This window comes from Massilia sp. NP310 (assembly GCF_019443485.1).
Taxonomy (GTDB): domain Bacteria; phylum Pseudomonadota; class Gammaproteobacteria; order Burkholderiales; family Burkholderiaceae_D; genus Telluria; species Telluria timonae.
Window position 1 is genome coordinate 1,672,078 of the sequence record NZ_CP080379.1, and the last position, 24,032, is coordinate 1,696,109.

20 protein-coding genes and 1 tRNA gene are annotated in these 24,032 nt (G+C 65.1%); 1 reads left to right on the forward strand and 20 read right to left on the reverse strand.

Annotated elements, in window-relative coordinates; genetic code table 11:
• Positions 1-10: 10 nt before the first annotated feature.
• From KY496_RS07255 to KY496_RS07295, 9 genes are all read right to left on the reverse strand, one after another.
• Positions 11-1,663 (reverse strand): peptide chain release factor 3, encoded by a 1,653-nt coding sequence (locus tag KY496_RS07255; protein ID WP_005667447.1) that lies wholly within the window; start codon positions 1,661-1,663, stop codon positions 11-13.
• Between the two features lie 111 nt (positions 1,664-1,774).
• Positions 1,775-6,439: a pilus assembly protein gene (locus KY496_RS07260; RefSeq protein ID WP_219864357.1), complete on the reverse strand. Its 4,665-nt coding sequence runs from the start codon at positions 6,437-6,439 to the stop codon at positions 1,775-1,777.
• Between the two features lie 26 nt (positions 6,440-6,465).
• Positions 6,466-7,062: a hypothetical protein gene (locus tag KY496_RS07265; protein WP_184238790.1), complete on the reverse strand. Its 597-nt coding sequence runs from the start codon at positions 7,060-7,062 to the stop codon at positions 6,466-6,468.
• Positions 7,059-8,234, reverse strand: a complete 1,176-nt coding sequence (locus KY496_RS07270) for a PilW family protein (protein WP_184238788.1) — start codon at positions 8,232-8,234, stop codon at positions 7,059-7,061. The genes KY496_RS07265 and KY496_RS07270 overlap by 4 nt, the downstream gene beginning before the upstream one ends.
• Positions 8,231-8,671 (reverse strand): hypothetical protein, encoded by a 441-nt coding sequence (locus KY496_RS07275; RefSeq protein WP_005667440.1) that lies wholly within the window; start codon positions 8,669-8,671, stop codon positions 8,231-8,233. The genes KY496_RS07270 and KY496_RS07275 overlap by 4 nt, the downstream gene beginning before the upstream one ends.
• Positions 8,668-9,306 (reverse strand): Tfp pilus assembly protein FimT/FimU, encoded by a 639-nt coding sequence (locus KY496_RS07280; RefSeq protein ID WP_040776296.1) that lies wholly within the window; start codon positions 9,304-9,306, stop codon positions 8,668-8,670. Before KY496_RS07280 ends, KY496_RS07275 begins: the two co-directional genes overlap by 4 nt.
• Before the next feature lie 23 nt (positions 9,307-9,329).
• Positions 9,330-9,761 carry a type IV pilin protein gene (locus KY496_RS07285; RefSeq protein WP_005667436.1) on the reverse strand — a complete coding sequence of 144 codons (432 nt, stop codon included), beginning with the start codon at positions 9,759-9,761 and terminating at the stop codon, positions 9,330-9,332.
• Between the two features lie 133 nt (positions 9,762-9,894).
• Positions 9,895-11,211 carry a HAMP domain-containing histidine kinase gene (locus KY496_RS07290; RefSeq protein ID WP_005667434.1) on the reverse strand — a complete coding sequence of 439 codons (1,317 nt, stop codon included), beginning with the start codon at positions 11,209-11,211 and terminating at the stop codon, positions 9,895-9,897.
• Between the two features lie 25 nt (positions 11,212-11,236).
• Entirely contained in the window at positions 11,237-11,908 is a 672-nt protein-coding gene (locus KY496_RS07295) for a response regulator transcription factor (RefSeq protein ID WP_005667433.1), read from the reverse strand.
• Positions 11,909-12,258: 350 nt separating this feature from the next.
• On the opposite strand from KY496_RS07295, the gene KY496_RS07300 reads away from it, so the two are divergent.
• Positions 12,259-12,993: a Crp/Fnr family transcriptional regulator gene (locus KY496_RS07300; protein ID WP_143054549.1), complete on the forward strand. Its 735-nt coding sequence runs from the start codon at positions 12,259-12,261 to the stop codon at positions 12,991-12,993.
• On the opposite strand, the gene KY496_RS07305 is transcribed toward KY496_RS07300, so the two are convergent.
• From KY496_RS07305 to KY496_RS07355, 11 genes are all read right to left on the reverse strand, one after another.
• Positions 12,974-14,512 carry a CHASE3 domain-containing protein gene (locus KY496_RS07305; protein WP_219864358.1) on the reverse strand — a complete coding sequence of 513 codons (1,539 nt, stop codon included), beginning with the start codon at positions 14,510-14,512 and terminating at the stop codon, positions 12,974-12,976. The genes KY496_RS07300 and KY496_RS07305 overlap by 20 nt on opposite strands.
• Positions 14,513-14,702: 190 nt before the next feature.
• The gene (locus tag KY496_RS07310) at positions 14,703-15,335 is read right to left on the reverse strand and encodes a response regulator transcription factor (RefSeq protein WP_005667428.1); all 633 of its coding nucleotides are present in this window, start codon (positions 15,333-15,335) and stop codon (positions 14,703-14,705) included.
• Positions 15,336-15,619: 284 nt separating this feature from the next.
• A complete protein-coding gene (locus KY496_RS07315) occupies positions 15,620-16,021 on the reverse strand; it encodes a MerR family transcriptional regulator (protein ID WP_005667427.1) in 402 nt (133 codons plus the stop codon).
• Positions 16,022-16,037: 16 nt separating this feature from the next.
• Positions 16,038-16,406, reverse strand: a complete 369-nt coding sequence (locus tag KY496_RS07320) for an integration host factor subunit alpha (RefSeq protein ID WP_005667425.1) — start codon at positions 16,404-16,406, stop codon at positions 16,038-16,040.
• A gap of 172 nt (positions 16,407-16,578) precedes the next feature.
• Entirely contained in the window at positions 16,579-19,005 is a 2,427-nt protein-coding gene (gene pheT, locus KY496_RS07325; protein ID WP_219864359.1) for a phenylalanine--tRNA ligase subunit beta, read from the reverse strand.
• 25 nt (positions 19,006-19,030) lie between these two features.
• Positions 19,031-20,044 carry a phenylalanine--tRNA ligase subunit alpha gene (gene pheS / locus KY496_RS07330; RefSeq protein WP_005667423.1) on the reverse strand — a complete coding sequence of 338 codons (1,014 nt, stop codon included), beginning with the start codon at positions 20,042-20,044 and terminating at the stop codon, positions 19,031-19,033.
• 134 nt (positions 20,045-20,178) lie between these two features.
• Positions 20,179-20,538 (reverse strand): 50S ribosomal protein L20, encoded by a 360-nt coding sequence (rplT, locus tag KY496_RS07335; protein WP_005667421.1) that lies wholly within the window; start codon positions 20,536-20,538, stop codon positions 20,179-20,181.
• Between the two features lie 20 nt (positions 20,539-20,558).
• On the reverse strand, positions 20,559-20,759 hold the full coding sequence (rpmI, locus tag KY496_RS07340; RefSeq protein ID WP_005667419.1) for a 50S ribosomal protein L35: 201 nt from the start codon (positions 20,757-20,759) through the stop codon (positions 20,559-20,561).
• 295 nt (positions 20,760-21,054) lie between these two features.
• The gene (gene infC, locus KY496_RS07345; RefSeq protein ID WP_267871919.1) at positions 21,055-21,612 is read right to left on the reverse strand and encodes a translation initiation factor IF-3; all 558 of its coding nucleotides are present in this window, start codon (positions 21,610-21,612) and stop codon (positions 21,055-21,057) included.
• Entirely contained in the window at positions 21,612-23,522 is a 1,911-nt protein-coding gene (thrS, locus tag KY496_RS07350; protein WP_005667417.1) for a threonine--tRNA ligase, read from the reverse strand. Before thrS ends, infC begins: the two co-directional genes overlap by 1 nt.
• 327 nt (positions 23,523-23,849) lie before the next feature.
• A tRNA-Val gene (locus KY496_RS07355) sits at positions 23,850-23,926 on the reverse strand.
• Positions 23,927-24,032: the final 106 nt, after the last annotated feature.

Here is a 24,032-nt window from a genome sequence, read left to right on the forward strand (position 1 = left end):
GGGGGCTGCGTCAGGCCAGCTTGGCCGCGTGCTCGCGAGTCGCGTGGAACACCAGCTTGGGCCAGCGCTCCTGGGTCAGGCGCAGGTTCACGCCGGACGTCGCCAGGAAAGCCATATTGCCGGCGGCGTCGTAGGCGACCTGGTGGCCGAGCTGGTTCTCGAAGTCGGCAAGGGATTTCTTGTCGTCGCTCGAAATCCAGCGCGCGCTGCTGATGCTGCTGCTCTCGAACACCGCATCCACGCCGTACTCGTTGAGCAGGCGGCTGGCCACGACCTCGAACTGCAGCACGCCGACCGCGCCCAGGATCAGGTCCGAGCCGAGCACCGGCTTGAACACCTGCACCGCGCCCTCTTCGCCCAGCTGCTGCAAGCCCTTGTGCAGCTGCTTCACTTTCAATGGGTTGCGAATCCGCACCGTGCGGAACAGGTCCGGGGCAAAATAGGGAATGCCGGTGAAGGTCAGCATCTCGCCTTCCGAGAAGCTGTCGCCGATCTGCATATTGCCGTGGTTCGGCAAGCCGATGATGTCGCCGGCATAGGCCTCTTCGACCTGTTCGCGGCTCGAGGCCATGAAGGTCACGACCGACGACAGCTTGACTTCGCGTCCGAGGCGCAGGTGCTTGACCTTCATGCCCTTCTCGAAGCGTCCCGAGCACACGCGCAGGAAGGCGATGCGGTCGCGGTGGGCCGGGTCCATATTGGCCTGGATCTTGAACACGAAGCCCGAGAACTTGGGTTCGACCGGCGCGACCGCGCGCACGGTGGCGTCGCGTTCGCGCGGCGCCGGCGCCCAGTCGACCAGGGCCGACAGGATCTCGCGCACGCCGAAGTTGTTGATCGCCGAACCGAAGAACACCGGGGTCTGCACGCCCGACAGGAAGCGCTCGAGGTCGAACACGTGCGAAGCGCCGTGCACCAGTTCCACTTCCATCTTGAGTTGCTCGATCTCGAGCGGGAACATCTCGGCCAGCTTCGGATTGTCGATGCCCTTGACGATCTCGAAGGCGCCGTCGGCCTTCTCTTCGCCGGCCTTGAACAGCATGATCTCGTCGCGCAGCAGGTGGTACACGCCGCGGAAGTTCTTGCCCATGCCGATCGGCCAGGTCACCGGCGCGCACTCGATCTTGAGCACCGACTCGACCTCGTCGAGCAGCTCCAGCGGATCGCGGGTCTCGCGGTCCATCTTGTTCATGAAGGTGACGATCGGGGTGTCGCGCATGCGGCACACGTCGAGCAGCTTGATGGTCTGTTCCTCGACGCCCTTGGCGGCGTCGATCACCATCAGCGCCGAGTCGACCGCGGTCAGCACGCGATAGGTGTCTTCCGAGAAGTCCTGGTGGCCCGGGGTGTCGAGCAGGTTGATCACGTGCTCGCGGAACTCGAACTGCATCACCGAGGACGCGACCGAGATGCCGCGCTGCTTCTCGATGTCCATCCAGTCCGAGGTCGCGTGGCGGCCGCTCTTGCGGCCCTTGACCGTGCCGGCCAGCTGGATCGCGCCCGAGAACAGCAGCAGCTTCTCGGTCAGCGTGGTTTTACCCGCGTCGGGGTGGGAAATGATGCCGAAGGTGCGGCGGCGCGCGACTTCGCGCGCGATCGCGCCGGCCTGGCGGGGGGCGGCGACGTCGAGGTCGTCGCTGGAAATATCGGTGTCGTTGGCCATGGATCGAGCCCTGTTGTCGGGCCGCGGGCGACCCTTGTCGGAAAACCCTCGATTTTACCGTTTCCGGGGCGCGCCGTGTGAACTAAACGGCGCGCCCGGCGCGTGCATCGCCTAGTCGCGCACCCGGCGCCAGCCGGTGCGGCGCGCGTCCTGGGTCTTGGCCGGCGCCACCTCGGTGGTGATGGTGTTGCCCTTGGCGGTGGTGGTGATCAGCTTGAGCGCGCCCGACGGCAGGCGCACGATGGTCGTGCCCACCGCCGCCGCGTCGCCCGACAGCAGCACGCCGGCGATGTCGTTCGAGACCGCGGCGCCGCTGCACACGTCGACGAAATAGGCGTAGCTGATGCCGCCCACGGCGCAGGCGGTCGAGGATTGCGGCAGGTTGGACACGACGGTCAGGGTGCCGGCCACGATCTTCGGATCCAGGTTGACCCGCTCGCCGGCGTTCTTGTCGAAGTCGACGAACCAGCCGCGCTGGCGCCCCAGGTCGGCGATCGTCCCGCCGATCGTGAACTGGTTCGAGCGCGGCACGTCGGGCGCGGCGTCATCGTAGGGTCGGGTCTCGGTCAGCGTGCGTTCGGCATAGGTCTCGTCGTCGCGCCAGGCGGCGGCGTCGAAGGCGGCGCCATCGTCCTTGAGCACATAGGCGCTTTGCACCTTGGTGTTCTGGATGTCCGGCAAGTCGAGCATGCGACCGGTGCCGAAGGCCACCACGCGCCTGGTCGGCGAGGCGTCCGCCCCCTCGCCGGTCGAGCCGACCTGGCAGACGGCGACGTCGGGACGGGTGGTGATCGGCTGATCGGGGCCGGCATCGGCCATCAGCAGCCGCTGGACGCGCTCGCCGGTGAAGTCGAAGCGCCACATCTGGCCCTGGTTGTCGCCGCCGTAGACGTAGGTCACCAGCGGATCGGTGTTCGGGTTGGCCGTGATCGCCGTGATCTTCGCCAGGCCGGACGGCGTCGTGGCGTCGCCGCTGCCGGTGGTGAGCATGCCCTTGTCCAGCACGTCGCCGGCGCCCAGGTTGGCGATCGCCTCGCCGGTGGCGACGTCGATCACGAACAGGTAGCCCTTGCCGCTGCCCGACTGGATGTCGTCGGCGCCGGGAATGTTGTTGTAGCCCGAGGTCAGGAACACCACCCAGCGCTCCGCGCCGCCCACCCGGATGGTGCCGAACTGGGGATTGCCGAAGGTGAAGCCCATGTCGGGCTGGTGGTGCACGCCGCCGCACACCGTGCTGTCGGCGCAGATTTCCCACAAGGGCTTGGGATCGGCCGGATCGGTGACGTCCAGCGCATAGTAGCCGCGCCCGCCGGCGTTCAGGCCGGCGACCAGCACCGTGCGCCATTCGCCGCCGATCTTGACGTCCGCCAGCTCGGGCGAACCGTCGGTGCTGAACTGGTGGCTCGACGCGTAATTGACGCTGGCCTGCCGGTACAGCTTCTTCATCGTGATGCGCGGCATGTAAGCCCACAGCTCGGTCCCCTTCTCGGCGTCGAAGGCATGCAGCATGCCGTCGTTGGCGGCGATGAAAACGACCGGGTCGCGGCTCGCGTTCTCGCTGCGGAAGGCCGCATAGTCGGCGCTGCCGTAAGCCTTGCGCGGCTCGCGCAGGTAGGCCGGCTTGGACGACGCCACGTCGCCCAGGATCTCCAGCTGCGCGCCGTTCGGGCCGGTGTCTTCCGGCCCGGTGGTGGTGTAGGCGCGCAGCAGGACGTTGTCGGCATGCTGCTGCTGGCCGCGCAGCCAGCCGACGATGGTGCGGCCGTCGTTGACGACGGCGCGCTGGTCGGCCGACAGGCGCGCGCACTGCGGCAGCGCCGAGCACTTGTTCGAGAACCAGGCCTGGTCGGCGCCCAACTGGTCGTAGGCGAAGTCGGCGCGCGCGCCGGTGGCCGGGTTGCGCCACCAGATGGTGCGGGTGTCGGCGTCGGCGCCCACCTTCTGGCCCATGCTCCAGGAGGTCTTCCAGTCGACGTCCTGGCTGACCTCGCCCGTGACGATGTCGATCACGCGCTTGGAGAGGTTTCCCGTCCATTTCACGGTGGTGAAGGTGGCCGAGAAGATGTCGCGGTCTTCTTGCGCCACGTTGGGGGTCGAGGTGGCGGCCGCGGCGGCCGCGCCGGTGGCGACCTGGATGTCGTTCAGGACCCGGTTCAGGCTGTCGACCACCTGCAGCGGATCGGAGGCCGGGAAGTATTTGCCGCCGCCGTTGATGGCGGCGTGCCACAGGTCGTCCACCCGCGACTGCAGCGCCGTCGACAGGTCGGTGGTGCCGGTATTCGGGTCGGGCCAGACGTAGGCGCCGTTGTTGTTCCACGGGCAGCCGGTCTGTACGCCGTTGATCAGGTTGTAGAAGTCGCCGCCGACCACCGGCTTGGTGTCGTAGTCGGGCTCATAGGTCATGATGCCGTCCACGCCCAGGCCCAGGGCGTAGGTGCGCATGTGCAGGTGGTTGTTGCCGGCGCCCGGCACCTGGCCGGTCTTCGACATGTCGTCGATCTCGGGACGCAGCGACACGGTGCCGGTGCTCGAGCCGCCGTTGTACCAGTACAGCGCGACGTCGGCCAGCGACGGCAGCGTTTGCGCGCGGGTGTCGAGGCAGCCCTTCTCGCGCGTGCAGAAGCGCGCCGGGTTGACGGTGTTGTCGTTGTTGACGACGGTTTCCTCGTATTCGGCGGGCGAATTACGGGTCGCCGCCTTGACCAGCGTCTTGGGGCTGTTGCCGTTCCAGTAGCCGTCGGTGGTCACGAACGTGAAGTTCTGCTGGCACGCATACTCCACCGTCGCCGAGCCCGCCTCCTGCCTGTACGGCGCCTGGTTGGCGAACATCTTGCCGATCGCGTGCAGCGCCAGGCGCACCGGGGTGCCGCCCGCGCTGTTCATCGCGTACAGCGCGTCGTACCAGTCGATCCGGTTCTGGCCGGTGAACGGCTTCGGTCGGCTCATCGTCCCTTCCGCGGCCGCATCCTGCAGGCCCACCAGGCCGACCTTGTAGGCTTCGCCCAGCGGCTGGAAGGCCAGGCCGACGGACGTCTTCATCATCTGGTTGCGCGTCTTGTAGTAGGCATACCAGTTGGCGAAGTTGGTCATCTCCTCGGCGTAGGTGCAGGCCGCGCCCTGGCAATCGGTGCGCTGCGCCGATTTCGGGTAGTTGTCGCGCGCGGGCACGATGTCGGTGCGGATGAACACGCCGGTATCGAAACCCGAGACCGAGGTCGGCGCGCCGTCGCTGGTCGCCGGCGCGCCTCCCCAGCTCAGGCTGGCGGGATTGTCGACCCGGGTATAGCTCAGGTTGGCGCCGGCCATGCTCAGCGGCGCCACGATGCACACCATCGAGCTGGTGGCCGCGGCGCACTGCGGCGTGACGTTGTTCGGTCCCACATAGGCCTTGATCGTGCCGCGGGTGCCGATCTCGCCGGCGATCTGCGCGGCGACCTGGGCCGCCGTGTAGTTCTGGCCGAAGCGCAGCGAGTCGATCAGCGTGGTATTGCCCAGCTTCAGGCCGACCAGGCGGCTGCGGCCGTTGGTGTTGCTGCTGTTGGCGGCGCGTCCGCCCACTTGCAGCAGCGCGGTGGCGGCGGTGCCGGAATCGACCACGATCTCGTCGCCGGTGCGCTCGCCCTCCCTCACCACCGTGCAGTTGTTCTTGTTGGTGACGTTGCGGCCGCAGCTGATCGGGATCACCGCCAGCATGGCGCTCGAATCGAGCGTGATGCCGAAGTCGGAACAGGCGCGCACCACGCCGCTGGCCTGGGGCACGCAGGCGGTGAACGGACGGTCCGATACCGCCTTGTTGACGATCGAGGCCGCCAGCGCGGTGGCCAGCGCGGTGCGCTTGGCCGCGGTGTTGGTGCCGCCCGAGGCCGTGGCCGCGTCGCGGGTGATGGTCTGGGTGCCGGACACCCCGACCGCGCGCACGGCGGTGATCGAGACCGCGCTGGCGGCGCCCGAATCGTTGATGGTGATGGTCGAATACCAGTTGGCCGAGCGGTTCGGGTCGCCGTAGCGCGGGTACTTGTAGTTGCCGACGTACTTGGCCTGGCAATCGGTCAGCGCCGTGCTGTTGCACCAGCGCACCGGGGCCGGCACCGGATACCCCTGCGGCGCCGGGGCATTGACCGCGGTGCTCACGCATCGCTTCAGGCTGGCGTCGGTGCAGTATTCGGCGACGTTGATCGTGTAGTAATAGGGATTGGCGCCGACCGCCTCGGCGCTGTCGTAGGTCAGGCTCGGATAGGCGTAGCCGCCGATGTTGCGGCGGCAGTCGCCGGCGCTGTTGCACCACTGCAGGTCCGGGTAGCCGGTCAGCAGATTGGTGGTTTCCTCGTTCGCATTGCGCATGTTCCGCTTGTCGATGCCGAAACCGTCGGTGGTCACGGACTTCCAGCCGTCGGTCTGGCTGGAGGTCTGGCTCGGATACGAGGTCTGGTCGGCCTTCACCGGCGGCTGGTAGCGCACCTTCGGGTCGTAGTACTGGCGGTTGAACAGCGGCGCCGCATAGGGCGGATCGCCGATCACGCAGCCGCGCGGGTTGCGCGCCGCGAGCGTCGTGCCGGCGCGGCAGGTGGTGTTGTCGTCGACGTAGTCCGGCGTATGGTTCCAGGCCATCGAGCCGGAATCGTCGTACAGCAGCATCAGGTTCGGCTTGACGGTCCCGCTGCCGGTAATGCTCATCAGGGGCAGCGAGGCCAGGCCGGTCGGGCCGGCCCAGGCCGGCGTCGACGCCAGGGTCATGGCCAGCGCCATCGCCAGCGTGGTAAGGAGAGAAAAATTCATGCGCATTCCATTCGTGGCGGCCGGCGTCAGGCGCCGATCAGGACAGCCATCTGGTTGATCACGTTGCCGCCGCGCGCGCCGTCGATGCGGGCCGTGATCACGTAGTGGATCTGGGGCGAGCTGGCATAGGCCGGCGCGTCCGACGCCAGGCTCTCGCCGATCGCCACCCGGTTGCCGATCTTGACCGTGTTGGCGGAGGTCAGCACGCACTCCTGGTTTTCGCTGCTGAAGCTTCCCGGGTTGCGGCACATGCGGTGGATGACATACTGGATCCGGTTGCCGTCGGCGTCTTCGACCGCAAAGCTGTCGTCCCAGAACGCCTTGTCCTTCGGCGTCAGCGTGGTATCGAGGCTGGCGTGGTAGCCGCGCGCGAGGTCATCCTGGTTGAGGCTGGCCTTGTCGGCCGACGCGGCGTCGCTCAGCCACTGGAAGCCGGTGTGCAGGCCCAGGTCGACCGCCCGGCTCAGGGTGGCGTCATAGGCCAGGTTCGAGGCCGCCAGGGTGGCCGAATTGCTGGAGCGCAGCAGGTAGATGCTGGTCACCAGCATCACGAGCATCATGATCAGCATGACGGGCAAGGCGACCCCGTCCTGGCTGCGGGTGCTTGTCGGTGGATGGGTCATGCGGTGGGCCTCCAGCCCGCATTGCGCAGCGGGACGATGGTCTCGAAAGTACGGTAGCGATAGCAGCGCCAGTCGACCGGGTCGTCCTCCACGCGCACGTCGAGTTCGACCTCGACCGGGTCGACGCCCTGCGGCTGGGCGCTGCCGAACACCTTGATGGCCTGCGGCTGCGCCGTGCACACGCCGTCGGCGCCGGGCCGCTCGGGCGTCTTGGCGCGCGCCACGACCGCGATGCGCAGCGCGGCGACGCGCTGGTAGTCGCCCGGGCCGCCGGTCACGCCATCGTCGTCGGCGTCGATCATCGCGCTCGACCATTCGCCCACCTGCATCCCCAGTTCCGGATCGAAGTCGGCGGCGTCGCGCTTGTCGAAGCCGTATTGCGCCTTGAGCGAGACGATGTTGTCGGCCACCGCATGCGCGGCCTCGCCATCCGCGCCGAGGTTGGTGGCGCGCAGGCGCAGCACCCCGTCCCGCACCAGCCAGGTATGGAACGACAGGTTCGCTTCGCCTCCGAGGTTGAAGATGCGGCTCGCGCTGCCGTCGAAATTGCGCGCCAGGGCGCCGGCGTTGTAGCGGTAGCGCACGTCGCCGATCGAGATCGCCGGCGCGGCGCCCTGGCCCGTCAGCGCCGCGACCTGGGCCAGCGCGCACTTGCCTTCGCCGTTCTCGGGCGCGACCACGATCACGTCGCCGACCGCGAAGCCGTACAACGGCCGGTCGACCACCAGCTGGTTGCCGCCGATGTAGTTGGTGAGCAGGCGCGTGGTGCCGGTGCCGCCCGGCGCGCTGCCCGCGTACATGGTCAGCTGGTCCGGCTTGCCGTCGGCCCCCGGCACGATCACGGCAGCGGCCAGCGGCGTCACGCCGACGCCGTCGCGGCTGGCCGCTGCCAGCGCGTAGCCGCTGTTGTCCGTGAACAGCGTGTCGCAGCCGTTCAGGATCGGATCGTTCAGGCCATAACCGGCCTGCTCGGCGTCGCCGCTGATCGAGAACATCGCCATCATCCCGTTCTGCATCGAATCCGAGCCGCCCAGCGCGCCGCGCTTGGTGGTTTCGGAATCGGTCATCATGCGGGTGGCGAACAGCACCGCCAGCAGGCCGATCACGATGCTGACCATCAGCTCGACCAGCGAAAAGCCGGCCATGCGCCGCGCCTGCGCCCGGGAACTCATGCCGACCTCGCCAGGTAGGTGACGATGCGGTGCGTGTTCTGCTGCGCCTCTTCGCTGCGGCGCCACTTGATGACGATCACGACGGCGGTGCGTTCGGTGTCCGCCGCCGGCGTGACCGTGACCTCGACCGCGGCGTTCGGCAGGTGGCCGGCAAGCGCGGCATGCCAGGTCTCGAGACGCTCGCCCGGCTCCGCGTCCCTGGCCAGCGCATATTCGTCCAGGTGGTCGAGGTCGGTGCTCATCACGCCGATCAACTCGTTGGCGGCGATGGTCGCCTCGGCGCGCATGGCGGCCTCGGACAGGGCGGCCTGGGAATTGACCTGCAGGGCCAGGGTGCCGATCAGGCCGATCCCCAGCAGCAGGACGGCGATCAGCGCTTCGAGCAGCGCAACGCCGCGCTGGGCCTGGCGGAGCACGGAAATGCGGCGACCCATCATGGACACCTGCGCGCGTCGCCCGCCGCAGCGGCGCCGACCAGGTCGGGGCGGCAGGTCACCACGGCCCCGGCCAGGGTCAGCACCACGGCGGTCGGCGTGAAAACGTGCTCGGCGTCGGCGCTGCCGGGCCCGAGGTCGAAGCGCATCAGCGCCGGCTTGGCGCCGTCGACCCAGCCCAGCTCGGTGAAATAGACCGAGCGCGCCTCCGAATCGGGCGCGACGCTCAAGGCCGTGGTGCGCGGCAGCGCGGCGGCGCTGCGAAAGACCGAACTGGTCTCGACGTTGCCGTCTTCCGGACCCGGCGCCGGCTCGTCCACGGTCGACCAGCGCGCGCTGTCGGCGCCGCAGCCATCGTCCGGGACCGGGAAGCAGACGTCGACCTGCCAGTCCAGCTGGCCGCTGCCGGCGTTCTCGGTGAACACCAGGCGGCTGCGGCTGTTGTTGGCCAGCGCCTGGCTGCGCGCCAAGCGAAAACCTTCGGCGTAGAACTCGGCCGCGCCGGTGGCCGTGGTGCCGCCCAGCCAGCCGCGCATGCCGGGAATGCCGACCGCCAGCAGGATGCCGAGGATCGCCACCACGACCAGCGCCTCGAGCGCCGTGAAGCCTTTCTCGCGGGCCGCGCTTGCTGGCAGCACTGCTGGGCGAACTACTGGGCGAACTACTGGGAACACGTGCCCTCCTTGCGGTCGACCCAGCAACTATCGTTGTCGAGCCAGCCATCCGGCACCCCGGTGGTGGCCCGCTGCCCGGACTGGTCAATCGTATACACGAATCCGGCGGCGGCGTTCTTGCCGGTGGCGGTCAAGGTATAGGCCGAGGCGGTGGCGTCGTCCAGGCTGTAGTCGAAATTCAGGCCGGGCTCGGGCATGAGGCTGGCGCCTTCCGCGTCGAAACCTTCGTATTTGTGGTTGTTGCTCCAGTACTGTTCCAGCTTGTTCTGGGTGGACGCGAGCACGCCATGCGCCTCGACCAGGCGCGCGCGCATGACGTAGCTATTGTACGAAGGCACGGCGATCGCGCTGAGGATGCCGATAATCGCGACCACGATCATGAGCTCGACGAGCGTGAAGCCGGACTGGCGCTGCTGCATGGGATTCTCCTGAAGGCGGACGGACTCCGCCAATAATGTTGCCATGGAGAATGATATCCCAGGAACCTGTCATTTCCCTGAGGAAAAGCTGACAAAGTCCTGACAGCGACGCAAATACGACGCCGGCAAGTTCCTATCTTGTCGGAGCTGCAGCAAAACGCACCGTCACGCGGGTGCCGCCGCCGTCGGCGTCGTCCAGCACCACGGTGGCGCCATGCGCCAGCGCGATATCGCGCACGATGGCCAGCCCCAGGCCGCTGCCGGTGGTCTTGTCGTCCAGGCGCACATACCGTTCGAACACGGCGGCGCGCCGCGCGGGCGGGATGCCGGGGCCGGAATCTTCCACGGTAAACAGGACGGCATCGCCCTCGCGCGCGCAGCCGACGGTCACCCGCCCGCCGGCCGGCGTGTAGCGCAGGGCATTGTCGACCAGGTTGTCGACCAGGTCGCGCAGCTGGAACGCGTCCCCTTCGACCAGCGCCGGCGCCAGCTCGAAGCCGAGGTCGATGTCCTTGGCGGCCGCCTGCCCGACGAAGAACTGGATGGTTTCCTGCACGAGCCGGGCCAGGTCGAGCGCGGCGTGCTGGCCGTCCGGCCGCCCTTCCCTGGCGCGCGCCAGCGCCAGCAGTTGGTTGACCTGGCGGATCATGCGCTCGTTGGCCAGCTCCATCATGCCCAGCGAGCGCACGGTGTCGGGGTCGCGCGCATGGCGCGCGCGCAGCCATTCGAGCTGCAGCTGCATGCCGGCCAGCGGCGTGCGCAGCTGGTGCGCCATGTCGGCCAGGAAGTCGCGCTGGGCGCGCGCGCCGGCTTCGACCTTGTCGAGCAATTCGTTGAAGCCGGTGACCACCGGCGCGATCTCGTAAGGCACGCTGGCTTGCGGGATCGGCGCCAGGTCGCCGGGCCCGCGCGCGGCCAGCTCGGCGCGGATGCGCGCCAGCGGGCGCAGGCCATTGCTGACCGACAGCCAGACCACGCCGGCCAGGGTCAGGGTCACGGTCGAGACCAGCACCACCAGCGAGCGCACGATGGCCGAACGCACCTCGAGGCGCTGGCGCAGGGTGCGCGCCACGCCCAGGTGGCGTTCGCCGGCGGGCGTCGCCAGCGCCAATGCGACCACCCGCACCGGCTCGCCGTCGACCTCGGCGTCATATGGCGCGGCGCCGGGGCGCAAGGCCGGGAAGGCGGCGGCGCCGGCCAGGTGGCGCCCATGCCCGTCGCGCACCACGAACCAGTTGCGGTCGGCATCCGGCGCGCCGGGCGGCAATTGCGGCGTGGCGCCCGCGGCCAGCCGCGCGGCCAGGCCGTTGGCGGTCTCCAGCAAGCCAGCGTCGAAGGCGACCTGGGCCGGGGTCCAGGCCAGGCCGGCCACCAGCGCGGCCAGCACCAGGTTGACCAGCAGGATCGGACCCAGCAGCCACTTGAGCAGGCGCAGCCGGATGCTGCTCATGCGGCGCGCAGCATGACGCCAAGCGTCATTCGGCCGCCTCCAGCAGGTAGCCGAAGCCGCGGATGGTACGGATCGCGACGCCTGATCCGTCGAGTTTCAGGCGCAGGCGCGACACATAGACCTCGACCGCGTTCTGGGTCACGTCTTCGCCCCAGGGCAGGATGGCGTCGATGATCTGCTGCTTGGACACGACCCGCCCGGCATGCTGCAGCAGGTATTCGAGCACGCCCCACTCGCGCACCGACAGCTCGATGGGATGGCCGGCGACGCGGGCGCGGCGGGTGGCGCGGTCCAGCGACAGGCCGGCGAGCGACATCAGGGTAGAGACCGGGGCGTGGCGCCGCGCCAGCGCGCGGATGCGGGCCACCAGTTCGGCGGTGGCGAAGGGCTTCACGAGGTAGTCGTCGGCGCCGGTCTCCAGGCCGCGCACCCGGTCCTCGACCGCGTCGCGCGCCGTCAGCAACAGCACCGGCGTGGCCGCGCCGCGCGCGCGCAGGCGGCGCACCACCTCGAAGCCGTCGATGCCGGGCAGGCCGATGTCGAGCACCGCCACCTCGGTCCCGGACTCCTGCAGGGCGCGGTCGGCGGCCAGCCCGTCGGCCACCTGCGTGACCGTCATGTCCTGCGCCTGCAGCGCGCGCAGCAGGCCGTCGGCCAGCACCGCATCGTCTTCCACCAGCAATACCCGCAACCCCATATCCTCAGTCCCGTGATGCGCCCGTCATGGTCGCGCCGGCGAATTATGCGGCATTTCGGCGTTCTTCAACGAAACTTTGGCGCGGAAGGTGCGCCAGCGCACTGTCTTCCCCAGTAGGACTGGGCTGACACGACATCATGCTTGGAACCTACATGGGGGCGGATACTCGTCTTATGTGCGGCAACAGACCGTAGCCTTAAAGTACATCCATCGCGATGAGGTAAGAAAGACAAGCCTCCTGACATCGCCCCCGACGCACGATAGACATAAGAGGACATAAGATGAACAACACTCAGTTTGGTGGTCTCACCCAAAAAGCCAAGAACCAGATCCCTGCCACGAGTGAGGCAATGAAGTCCGCGTCGAAACCGGTCGTGAGCTACAGCGGCACCCAGCAGAACGAACTGCTGGCCGCCCTGCCCCGTACCGACCTGGAAGAGATGTTCGACCATCTCGAACTGGTCCCGATGCCGTTCGGTAAAGAGTTGTTCGAGTATGGCAGCAAACTGGAATACGTGTATTTTCCGACGACCGCAATCGTGTCGCTGCTGTACGTGATGGAAGACGGCGCCACCACCGAGATCGCCGTGGTCGGCCATGAAGGCGCGGTCGGCGTGTCGCTGTTCATGGGCGAACGCGCCACCTGCAGCGCCGTGGTTCAGAGCGCCGGCTACGGCTACCGCCTCAAGACCCAATACCTGCGCGACGCCTTCAACCGCGGCGGCGCCCTGCCCCAGCTCCTGATGCGCTACACCAATGCGCTGTTCGCCCAGATGGCCCAGAACGCCGTCGGCGGCCGTCACAGCTCGATCGAACAGAAGCTGTGCCGCTGGCTGCTCGACCGCCTGGACCGCTCGGCCAGCAACGAACTGAAAGTGACGCAAGAACTGATCTCGATCATGCTGGGCGTGCGCCGCGAAAGCATCACCGCCGCCGCCGGCAAGCTGCAGGACGAAGGCCTGATCCAGTACCGCCGCGGCAACATCACCGTGCTGGACCGCGCCGGCCTGGAAGAATATGCGGGCGAATGCTACAAGGTCGCCAAATCGGAATACGACCGCCTGCTCATGGATGTGGCGCGTTGAGATGATGTGACACTGGATTCGCCTTGGCCCCGTCCGGGGTCGGCGGATCCGGCAAGACCGCTTCGGCCTGTACGCACGACAAGGCGACCGCGGCGGCAGTCACCCCCCCTGCAGCACCCGCCTCTTCATTGCCCCCTGGGGCCGCCGCCGGAATCAAGGCGCGCACGCACGTTCCCACCCCATTCACACCACGCTCCACCACCAGCGTGCCGCCCAGCAGCAAGGCGCGTTCGCGCATGCCGAGCAAGCCATGCGATTTCGACCTGGCCATGGCGTCAAGCGGAATCCCGATGCCGTCGTCGGTGATCTCGAGGCCCCAGCCTTCGGGCTCGCGCGTCAGGTTGACGATCACGTTGCTCGCCTTGGCGTACTTGGCGATATTGTTCAACGCCTCTTGCGTGATACGGAACAGCGCGATCGCCTGTATCGGGCCGGCGGCGTCGGCCTCGGCATCGATCAGGGCATCGCAATCGAGCGACGTGACGCGTGCGTAATCGGCGCAATAGCTTTGCAGCGCGGCAGACAGCCCCATATTGTCGAGCAGGCTCGGCCGTAAATTCTCGATGATGCGGCGCTTCAGCTGCACGGTGTCGACCAGGGTGCGCTTGGCGCGTCCCAGCTTCGACGCCAGTTCCGGATGGCTGGCGCGCAGGTGTTCGCCGACCGTGGACAGGTCCATGCCGATCGCCGTCAGGTTGGCCCCCATCTCATCGTGCAGTTCGCGCGCCAGGCGCGATTTTTCTTCTTCCGACACCTTGATCAGATGGCGCGACAGCACCGACAACTGGGCGGTGCGCTCGGCCACGACTTCTTCCAGGCCATCATTCGATCGTTGCAGGGCGCGCTCGGCCAACAGGCGCAAGCGGAAGGCGCGCTTGATCATCTTGTAGAACAACAGCAGCACGAAGATGGCGGCGGCATTGATGCCGACGCCAAATACCACGGCATGCCGGTATTGCTGATAGAACTCGGCGGTGCGGGTGGCCAGCAGTTCGTTCTGCTCGCGCGTCATGATCACGACCTGCAGCCTGATCTCGTCCATCTGCGCGCGGTCGTCGGGCGAGGCGGCGATCGCCACAATATCGTTCAGCCCGCCTTCGCGGTAGACCTCGAGCGACTGCTGAAGCAAACCAAATTTCTTGTCGACCAGCGTGCGCAACTGCTGCAGGTTCTTTGCCTGGGAAGGATTATCGCGCAGCAAGTCATCGAGCGACCCCATCTGCTTGTCGATCTGCTGTGAGGCGCTGCGCAGTGGGCCCAGGTACACCTCGTCGCCCGACAGAAAGTAGCCGCGCAGGCTGCTTTCCGCGTCGGTGACGATCAGGTTCAGGTATTGCAGCTCGTCCGACACCTGGGCCGTCTGCGCCTGCAGCGCGTTGGCCGCCCGCAAATCGTCGAGGTTACGCGTCAGGAACACACCATTGACGACCAGCAGCACCACGCACATCAGGCACAGCAGGGTCTTGTGAAGGGGGAGACTACGGATGGTTTTCTCGTCCGCAGCGGTAGTAAAGTACATCCAGGCTTCCTTTCGCGCAAGGAATGTGGCCCTTCATTATAGGCGTATGGACGCAATGTTGCACTGCGATATTCTCTGCCGTAACCTTTTGTTGCACTTGCGCTTGAGGATGTGACACACCTGTCCAGACGTGACAACGCGCCCTGGTGGGCGCGTTGTCAGATGAATCTGGCTAAAAAATCAGCAGAGATTAATCGAGCAGATTGTTCTTCATGGCGTAATAGGTCAGGTCGGAGTTTGACTGCAGGCCCATTTTTTCCATGATGCGGGTACGGTAGGTGGACACGGTCTTGATCGACAGCGACAGCGCGTTGCCGATGTCGGACACGGTCGCACCCTTCGCCAGGCGCAGGAAAACCTGGAACTCGCGATCGGACAGCTCGGTGTGCAGCGCCGTATTGGGATCGCGGTCGAAACTCTGGGCCAGCAGTTCGCCGACCGTGGAGGACACATAGCGGCGGCCCTGGTAGACGGTGCGCACGGCGGTCTTGAGTTCGTCGGCTTCGCACTCCTTGTTCAGATAGCCGTTGGCGCCCATCTTAAACAGGTTGAGCGCATACTGCTGCGCCGGGTAGCCGGACAGGATCAGCACCGGCAGATTGGGCTGGCCCTGGCGGATGGTGCGCAGGATGTCGATGCCGCTCTGGTCGGGCATCGCGATGTCCAGCAGCAGCACGTCGCAGATCTCGCGGCGTGCGATATCGAGGGCCTCGCGGCCGGTGGCGCCTTCGGCGACGACTTCGAAATCGCCCGACGATGAAAAAATCTGCTTGAATCCTGCTCTAACTATCTGGTGATCGTCACAAATGGCAACGCGTATCATTGTCTTCCCTTAAATTTTCCTTGCGCAGGAAAGTGCCGGGTCTGAACCGCCCGGTTTACATGCGTTAGATTCAGCATATGCGCGGGTGACATTTTAACACTCAGAGGGCCGCGTTCAACAGGTGCACGAATGCTTGAGTATACATAAGCCGCGTGCGACCGACGTCTGACCAGCGCAACACCGGCAACTGAACCGGGGACGACCCGGCGGCGGGCGAACGCGAGATTCTGGGCGGCACGTGATCACGACTGGCCCTGCCGACGCCGGATGGCAAGCCCAGGGCTTTACACCGGCCGCGCGCCGTTTTTAAGCAAGTCGAGAATGTCCAGCAGATCGGCGCGCAGCTTGTCGCAGTCGATCGCTGGCGGGCTGTCGGGCAGGTCCAGCTCGAACTCGGCCGCCGCGCTGGCGCGACCGTCGAGGCGGTTACGTGCGCCGCTGATGGTAAAGCCCTGCTCGTACAGCAGCGCGCGGATGCGCCGGATCAGCAGGACTTCGTGGTGCTGATAGTATCGGCGGTTTCCTCGACGTTTGACCGGCTTAAGCTGAGTAAATTCCTGCTCCCAGTAGCGCAAAACGTGGGGTTTGACTCCGCACAAGTCACTGACTTCCCCAATCGTGAAATATCGCTTGGCCGGAATCGGCGGCAGCACGTTCGGTTCGATCTTGTTCGGTCGGTCATTCATTGCTTATCGGGCGTCCTCAGGCTGCACGCGCCAGGGAACCCGCGGGTGGACTACCTGGTGTGGTCTCTTCGACCATTCCCTTGAGTTTCTGGCTGGCGTGGAATGTCACGACGCGGCGCGCCGTGATGGGGATTTCTTCCCCCGTTTTCGGGTTGCGGCCGGGCCGCTGCGGTTTGTCGCGCAACTGGAAATTGCCGAAGCCGGACAGCTTGACCGCTTCGCCGCGCTCGAGCGCATTGCGGATTTCGTCAAAAAAGGTTTCGACCATGTCCTTGGCTTCGCGCTTGTTCAGGCCGACCTGCTCGAACAGCAGCTCGGCCAGCTCGGCCTTGGTCAAGGTCGGCAATGACTGTTCAGCTTCCTTGCGTACCCGCGCCACTTGCATGGCGCGGTCCAGATCGGCGGCCAGCGCCTCCTGGAAAACGGCGGAATCAAGGTCGTTGTTGTTAATTTTGAAGCCCTGCCTTCAAGTCGAACGATGTTTCGGATGACGGACAAGCCTGGCTTGCCCGTCATGGACTGTAGCTACTATCGGATTTCTCTGCTTGTTTCGCTACTCATGCGCGCAGCCGCGCGTTCAGTTTCGTCGACGCCGATTCGGCGACCGCTGCCATGATGGCATCGACCGCTTCGTCCTGCAGCGTCGATTGAGTATCTTGCAAGCTAAAGCGGAAAGCAAGACTTTTTTCATCCGTCTCCAGGCCCTTGCCGCGATATTCATCAAACAAAACAACGGCTTGCACGATCTTGCCTGCAGGATTGACGGCGATCTCGGCATTGAACGCATCGATCACGCGCTGGGCCGGAACGTCTTGCTTGACCACCAGCGCCAGGTCGCGCGTGGCGCCCGGGAACTTCGAGATCTCGGTGTAACGCGGGACCACGCGCTCGCACAGGGCGTCGGCATCGACTTCGAACAGTACCGGCGCTTGCGGCAGGTCATATTTCTGCAGCCAGCGCGGATGCAGCTCGCCGACCAGGCCGATCTGCTTGCCGTCCAGCTCGACCGTGGCGCAGCGGCCCGGGTGCAGCGCCGGGTGCTCGGCCTTGGCGAAGCGCAGCTGGCGCGGAGCGAACAGCGCTTCCAGGTCGGCCTTCACGTCGAAGAAATCGACGGCGCGGGTCGGCATGCCCCACTGCTCGTCCGCGGCGGGACCGTAGGCGATCGCGGCCACGCGCTTGGGCTGATCAAAGCCGGCCACCGCCAGCGGACCATCCTGGACCTCGCCATTGCGCTTGAACACGGCGCCGACTTCGAAGGCGCGCACGCGGCCCGCCTTGCGGTTGATGTTGTAGCGCACATTGGCGACCAGGCTGCCGATCAGGCTCGAACGCATCACGGAGAGCTGGCTGGCGATCGGGTTCTGCAGGCGGATCGGCTCGGGATTGCCGGCGAAATCGGCCTCCCAGGCGCTCTCGACGAAGCTCATATTGACCACTTCCTGGTAACCCAGGTCGGCCAGCTGATGGCGGATTGCGAACAGCGAACGGGTGTTTTCCGGCGCGATCAGCATGGCGCTCGGCGCCACCGGCGGATTGGCTGGAATGTTCTCGAAGCCATACACACGCGCCACTTCCTCGATCAGGTCTTCCTCGATCTCGATGTCGAAGCGGTACGACGGCGCCGTCACCAGGAACGTGCCCTCGCCGCGCGTGAACTCCAGCCCCAGGCGGGTGAAGATGTCGGCGATCAACTCGTCGCTCAGGGGCACGCCGATGACCTTCTGCGCGCGCGCCGTGCGCAGCAGCACCGGCTGGCGCTGCGGCAGATTCACGATCTGGTCGTCGACCGGGCCGACTTTGGTCTCGCCGGTGCCGCAGATCTCGACGATCAGCGCGGTGATGCGCTCGATATGGTCGGGAATGGTCGCATAGTCGACGCCGCGCTCGAAGCGGTGCGCCGCATCGGTCGAGAAGTTATAACGGCGGGCACGGCCCTGGATCGCGTTCGGCCACCAGAACGCCGCTTCCAGGTAGATGTCGGTCGTGTCCAGCGAGACGGCGGTGGAATCGCCGCCCATGATGCCGGCCAGCGACTCGATCTCCTTGTCGTCGGCGATCACGCCGACCCATTCGTCGAGCTCGACGGTATTGCCGTTCAGCAGCTTGAGCGACTCGCCCTTCTTGCCCCAGCGAACGTCGAGCGAACCGTGGATCTTGGCCAGGTCGAACACGTGCGACGGACGGCCGACTTCGAGCATCACATAGTTGGAGATGTCGACCAGGGCCGACACCGAGCGCTGGCCGCTGCGTTCCAGGCGGCGCTTCATCCATTCCGGGGTGGCCGCGCGCGCGTTCAGGCCGCGGATCACGCGGCCGGCGAAACGGCCGCACAGGTCTGGCGCCGACACCTTGACCGGCAGGATTTCGTCGCTGCTCACCGGCACGGCGCGCGTCGGCGCCAGGCTCAGGGGCGAGCCGGTCAGGGCCGACACTTCACGCGCCACGCCCAGCACCGACAGGCAGTCGGCCTTGTTCGGGGTCAGCTTGATGGTGAACTTGAGGTCGTTCAAGCCCAGGTAGTCGCGGATGTTCTGGCCGACCGGGGCGTCTTCCGGCAGTTCCATCAGGCCGCTGCTCTCTTCCGAGATGCCCAGCTCCTTGCTTGAACACATCATGCCCTGCGACTCGACGCCGCGCAACTTGCCGGTCTTGATCTCGAACGGCTTGCCGTCGGCGCCCGGCGGCAGCAGCGCGCCGGACTTGGCGCAGATCGCCTTCATGCCGGCGCGCACGTTCGGCGCGCCGCACACGATATTCAGCAGCGTGCCAGTACCGGCATCGACCTGGCACACGTTCAGGCGGTCGGCGTTCGGGTGCTTCACCACTTCCTTGACTTCGGCCACCACCACGTTCGAGAACGGCGGCGCGACCGCCTCGACCTCTTCCACTTCGAGGCCGGACATGGTCAGCAGATGGGACAGCTCATCCGAACTCATCTTCGGATCGACGATGGAACGGAGCCAGTTTTCCGAGAATTGCATATTCTTTCTACCTCAGCTTCGCAAATTAATTGAACTGCTTCAGGAAACGCAGATCGCCTTCATAGAACAGGCGCAGGTCGTTGATTCCATAACGCAGCATCGTCAGGCGCTCGAGGCCGGAGCCGAACGCGAAGCCGATGAATTTTTCCGGATCCAGTCCGAAATTGCGCACGACGGTCGGGTGCACCTGGCCGGCGCCCGACACTTCCAGCCAGCGGCCCTTGAGCGGACCGGAACCGAAGGCGATATCGATCTCGGCCGACGGCTCGGTAAACGGGAAGTATGACGGACGGAAGCGCACTTGCAGGTCGTCGGTCTCGAAGAACGCCTTGACGAAGTTCAGGTACACGCCCTTGAGGTCGGCAAAACTGATGTCCTCGCCGATCCACAGGCCTTCGACCTGGTGGAACATCGGCGAGTGGGTGGCGTCGCTGTCGACGCGGTAGGTGCGGCCCGGCGCGATCACCTTGATCGGTGGCGTATGGGTGCGCGCGTAGCGCACCTGCATCGGGCTGGTGTGGGTGCGCAGCAGCAGCGGCTTGCCGGTGCTGTCGTTGCCCTCGATATAGAAGGTGTCCTGCATCGAACGCGCCGGATGGTTCTCGGGGCTGTTCAGTGCGGTGAAGTTGGTCCAGTCGGTCTCGATCTCGGGACCGTCGGCGACGTCGAAGCCGATCGAGCGGAAGATCTGCTCCACACGCTCCCAGGTGCGCATCACCGGGTGGATGCCGCCCTTCGAGCGGCCGCGGCCCGGCAGGGTGACGTCGATGCTCTCGGCGGACAGGCGCAGCATCAGCTGCGCTTCGGCGAGCGCCTCGCGGCGCGCGGTCAAGGCCTGTTCGATTTGTTCTTTGGCGGCATTGATCAGGGCGCCCTGCGCCTTGCGCTGTTCAGGGTCGAGCTTGCCGAGGCCCTTCATGAGGTCGGTCACCTGGCCGGTCTTGCCCAGGTACTTGGCTTTCGCATTTTCGAGCGCGGCGGCATCCAGGCTGGCCGCGAAGTCGGACCTAGCCGCGACGACGAGTTCTTCCAGGTTCATGCTTGTTCTTTTCCTGTTTTTCGTTGGCGGGAGACGCCAGAATCAAAAACGGGGCACAGGTGTGACCCTTGCCCCGCTTCTAGTGCGCCGCGCTATTGCTAACGCGGCACTGACTTGCTAGCAGACTGCTTGAATTAAGCGGCCAGCTTGGCCTTGACGGCGCTGACGATCGCGGCGAATGCCGGCTTGTCATGCACAGCCATGTCGGCCAGGACTTTACGGTCCAGTTCAATCGCGGACTTCTTCAGGCCGTTCATGAAGGCGCTGTAGGTCATGCCGTGCGAACGCGAAGCCGCGTTGATACGGGTGATCCACAGTGCGCGGAAGACGCGCTTCTTGTTGCGGCGATCGCGGTAGGCATACTGGCCAGCGCGCATGACTGCTTGCTTGGCAATACGGTATACCTTGCTGCGGCGGCCACGGTAGCCTTTGGCAAGTTCAAGAACTTTCTTGTGACGGGCACGTGCAGTAACCCCACGTTTTACTCGAGGCATATTAGCTCCTTAGTGTGAGATTAAACAGCAGATGGCATCATGCGGTAGACGCTGGTCACGTCCGACGCATTGATGTTACGGGTGCCGCGCAGCTGGCGCTTGTTCTTGGTGGTCTTCTTGGTCAGGATGTGACGCTTGAAGGCCATGCCCGACTTGACGGTACCGCCCGGACGCACGCGAAAACGTTTCTTCGCGGAGCTCTTGGTTTTCATTTTTGGCATAGTCATCTGCCCTTGCGGACAGCCTCATATGGGACAGGATTGCAGGTGGCAGCAACGCTGCTCTTGGATGCCTACTTTCACTTGTCTTGCAGCAGAAGCGAGTCTGCTACAACCTGTTTCTAAAAACAGGAATCGCAGATTGTAGCACAGGTTTTGGGGGAATAGCATGGCCCCCGGCAACTCATCCGGCAATCCGCACACCCGCCCGCGCGACACGGACGTGTGAAAGCCGGGCCGCGGCGCCGGCTTTCGCCAGCACCACGGACCCGGCCGTGTATCTACCTCGCGCGAAGAATTACTTCTTCTTTTTCGGCGCGACCACCATGATCATCTGGCGACCTTCGAGCTTCGGGAACTGCTCGACCTGGCCATACGGCTCCAGGTCGCCGCGCAGGCGCTCGAGCATGCGCAGGCCGATGTCCTGGTGCGCCATCTCGCGGCCACGGAAGCGCAAGGTGATCTTGGTCTTGTCGCCTTCTTCCAGGAACTTGATGAGGTTGCGCAGCTTGATGCTGTAGTCGCCTTCATCGGTGCCCGGACGGAACTTGATTTCCTTGACCTGAATGATCTTCTGCTTGAGCTTGGCTTCGTGGGCCTTCTTCTGCTCCGAATACTTGAACTTGCCGTAGTCCATCAGGCGGCAAACCGGAGGGACCGCATTTGGCGCGATCTCAACCAGGTCGACGTTCTTTTCTTCGGCCAGACGGAACGCTTCGGCCAGGGTCACGATGCCCAGCGGCTCGTTGTCCACACCGTTCAAACGCATTTCCGGATGGGTGATCTCGCCATTGATGCGATTCTGCTTGTCAGTAGCTATGTCTTTTCCTTTGAATGTATTGGTATTGGCCGGGATTATTTCGTCTTGGCGGCAACTTCGCCTACCAGACGCTCCACGAGCGCGTCGACGGACATCACGCCCAGATCGACATTGCCGCGGGCACGCACGGCCACAGTGTTCGCGTCCTTTTCCTTATCCCCGACAACGAGGATATACGGCAGTTTTTGGACGGAATGTTCACGTATTTTATAGGTGATCTTCTCGTTCCGCAAATCAGCGTGAACGCGCAGGCCCGCCTGGCGCAGCTTTTGCTCAACTTCCTTGACGTAGTCAGCCTGTGCGTCGGAGATATTGAGCACCGCTACTTGCACCGGCGCAAGCCACAGCGGCAGCGCGCCGGCATAGTTCTCGATCAGGATACCGATGAAGCGCTCCATCGAGCCCACGATCGCGCGGTGCAGCATCACCGGCACCTTGCGGGTATTGTCTTCCGCGACATACTCGGAACCGAGGCGGCCCGGCATCGAGAAGTCGACCTGCATCGTGCCGACCTGCCATGGACGGCCGAGGCTATCCTTCAGGTGGTACTCGATCTTCGGGCCATAGAAGGCGCCCTCGCCCGGCAGCTCGGTCCATTCCACGCCACAGGCGCGCAGCGCCGAACGCAGCGCCTCTTCGGCCTGGTCCCAGACTTCGTCGGAGCCGATGCGGCCCTCCGGACGCAGCGCCAGCTTGACGTCGATGTTGGCGAAGCCGAAATCGTCGTACACCGCCATCGCCTGCGAGTGGAAGGCGGTCACTTCGGCCTCGATCTGCTCTTCGGTGCAGAAAATGTGGCCGTCGTCCTGGGTGAAGCCGCGCACGCGCATCAGGCCGTGCAGCGCGCCCGAGGATTCGTTGCGGTGGCACTGGCCGAATTCGCCGAAGCGCAGCGGCAGGTCGCGGTAGGAGCGCAGGCCCGAGTTATAGATCTGCACGTGGCCCGGGCAGTTCATCGGCTTGAGGGCGTACGAGCGGTTTTCCGACTCGGTGGTGAACATATTGTCACGGTAGTTTTCCCAGTGACCGGTCTTTTCCCACAGGGTGCGGTCGAGGATCTGCGGCGCCTTGACTTCGCTGTAGCCGCTGGCCTGGTACTTGTGGCGCATGTACTGCTCCACCTGTTGCCAGACGGTCCAGCCCTTCGGGTGCCAGAACACCAGGCCCGGCGCTTCTTCCTGGAAGTGGAACAGGTCCAATGCCTTGCCGAGCTTGCGGTGGTCGCGCTTTTCCGCTTCTTCGAGCATGTGCAGGTACTGCTCCTGGTCTTCCTTCTTGGTCCAGGCGGTGCCATACACGCGCTGCAGCATCTCGTTCTTCGAGTCGCCGCGCCAGTAGGCGCCGGCCAGCTTCATCAGCTTGAAGACCTTCAGCTTGCCGGTCGACGGCACGTGCGGGCCGCGGCACAGGTCGGTGAAGCCGCCTTCGCTGTACAGCGACACGTCTTCATTGGCGGGGATCGAGGCGATGATCTCGGCCTTATAGGCTTCGCCGATCGACTTGAAATAGGCCACGGCTTCGTCGCGCGGCAGCACCTTGCGGGTGACCGGCTCGTCCTTCTTGGCCAGCTCGACCATTTTCTTTTCGATGGCGGCCAGGTCGTCCGGGGTGAATGGACGCTTGTACGAGAAATCGTAGTAGAAGCCATTCTCGATGACCGGGCCGATGGTGACCTGGGCTTCCGGGAACAGTTCCTTGACCGCATAGGCCAGCAGGTGGGCGGTCGAGTGACGGATCACGTCCAGGCCTTCCGGGTCGCGGTCGGTCACGATCGCCAGATCCGCATCACTCTCGATCAAGTGCGAGGTATCGACCACCTTGCCGTTGACCTTGCCGGCCAGGGCGGCCTTGGCCAGGCTCGGGGCAATACTCTGTGCTACCTGGGCCACCGTCACGGGGCCGTCGAATTGACGGCTGGAGCCATCGGGAAGTCGAACGTTCAGCATGCTGTTCTCCAATTGGCGCACGCGCCGGTGAAAATAAACAAAAAGACAATGAAAATTTAAAAGACGAAAAAAAACGCGGCACTAGCCGCGTTTTTCCGTTGTGTTGAGCAAAAGCACACCCCTTCGCGTCTAGCGATTCCCCCACAACCAGGTTGTAGTTCGCGGTGTCATAACCGTCGGTGCCTTTCTCGCTCTTACTCAACGAAACCCAAACAAGCTACTGCGCGTTCGCATTTCCGGTTTGCGATGCTCGCCGTACTAAAGTACGGCTGCGCTTCTCAACCAGAACTGCTTCCGCTCGCTACGCTTCTTTGAATTTCTGTGTTCTGGTGGGCGGTGCAGAATTCGAATCTGCGACCCCTTGGATGTCGACCAAGTATTCTAACCAGCTGAACTAACCGCCCGATGCCGCCATTATAAGGACCGCATGGCGGAACCGCAACCCTCGCACGGAAATAGTTGCCGCAGGGCCCGCCCCTGCCCTCTGGCGTATGCTTTACACTTGCGGTC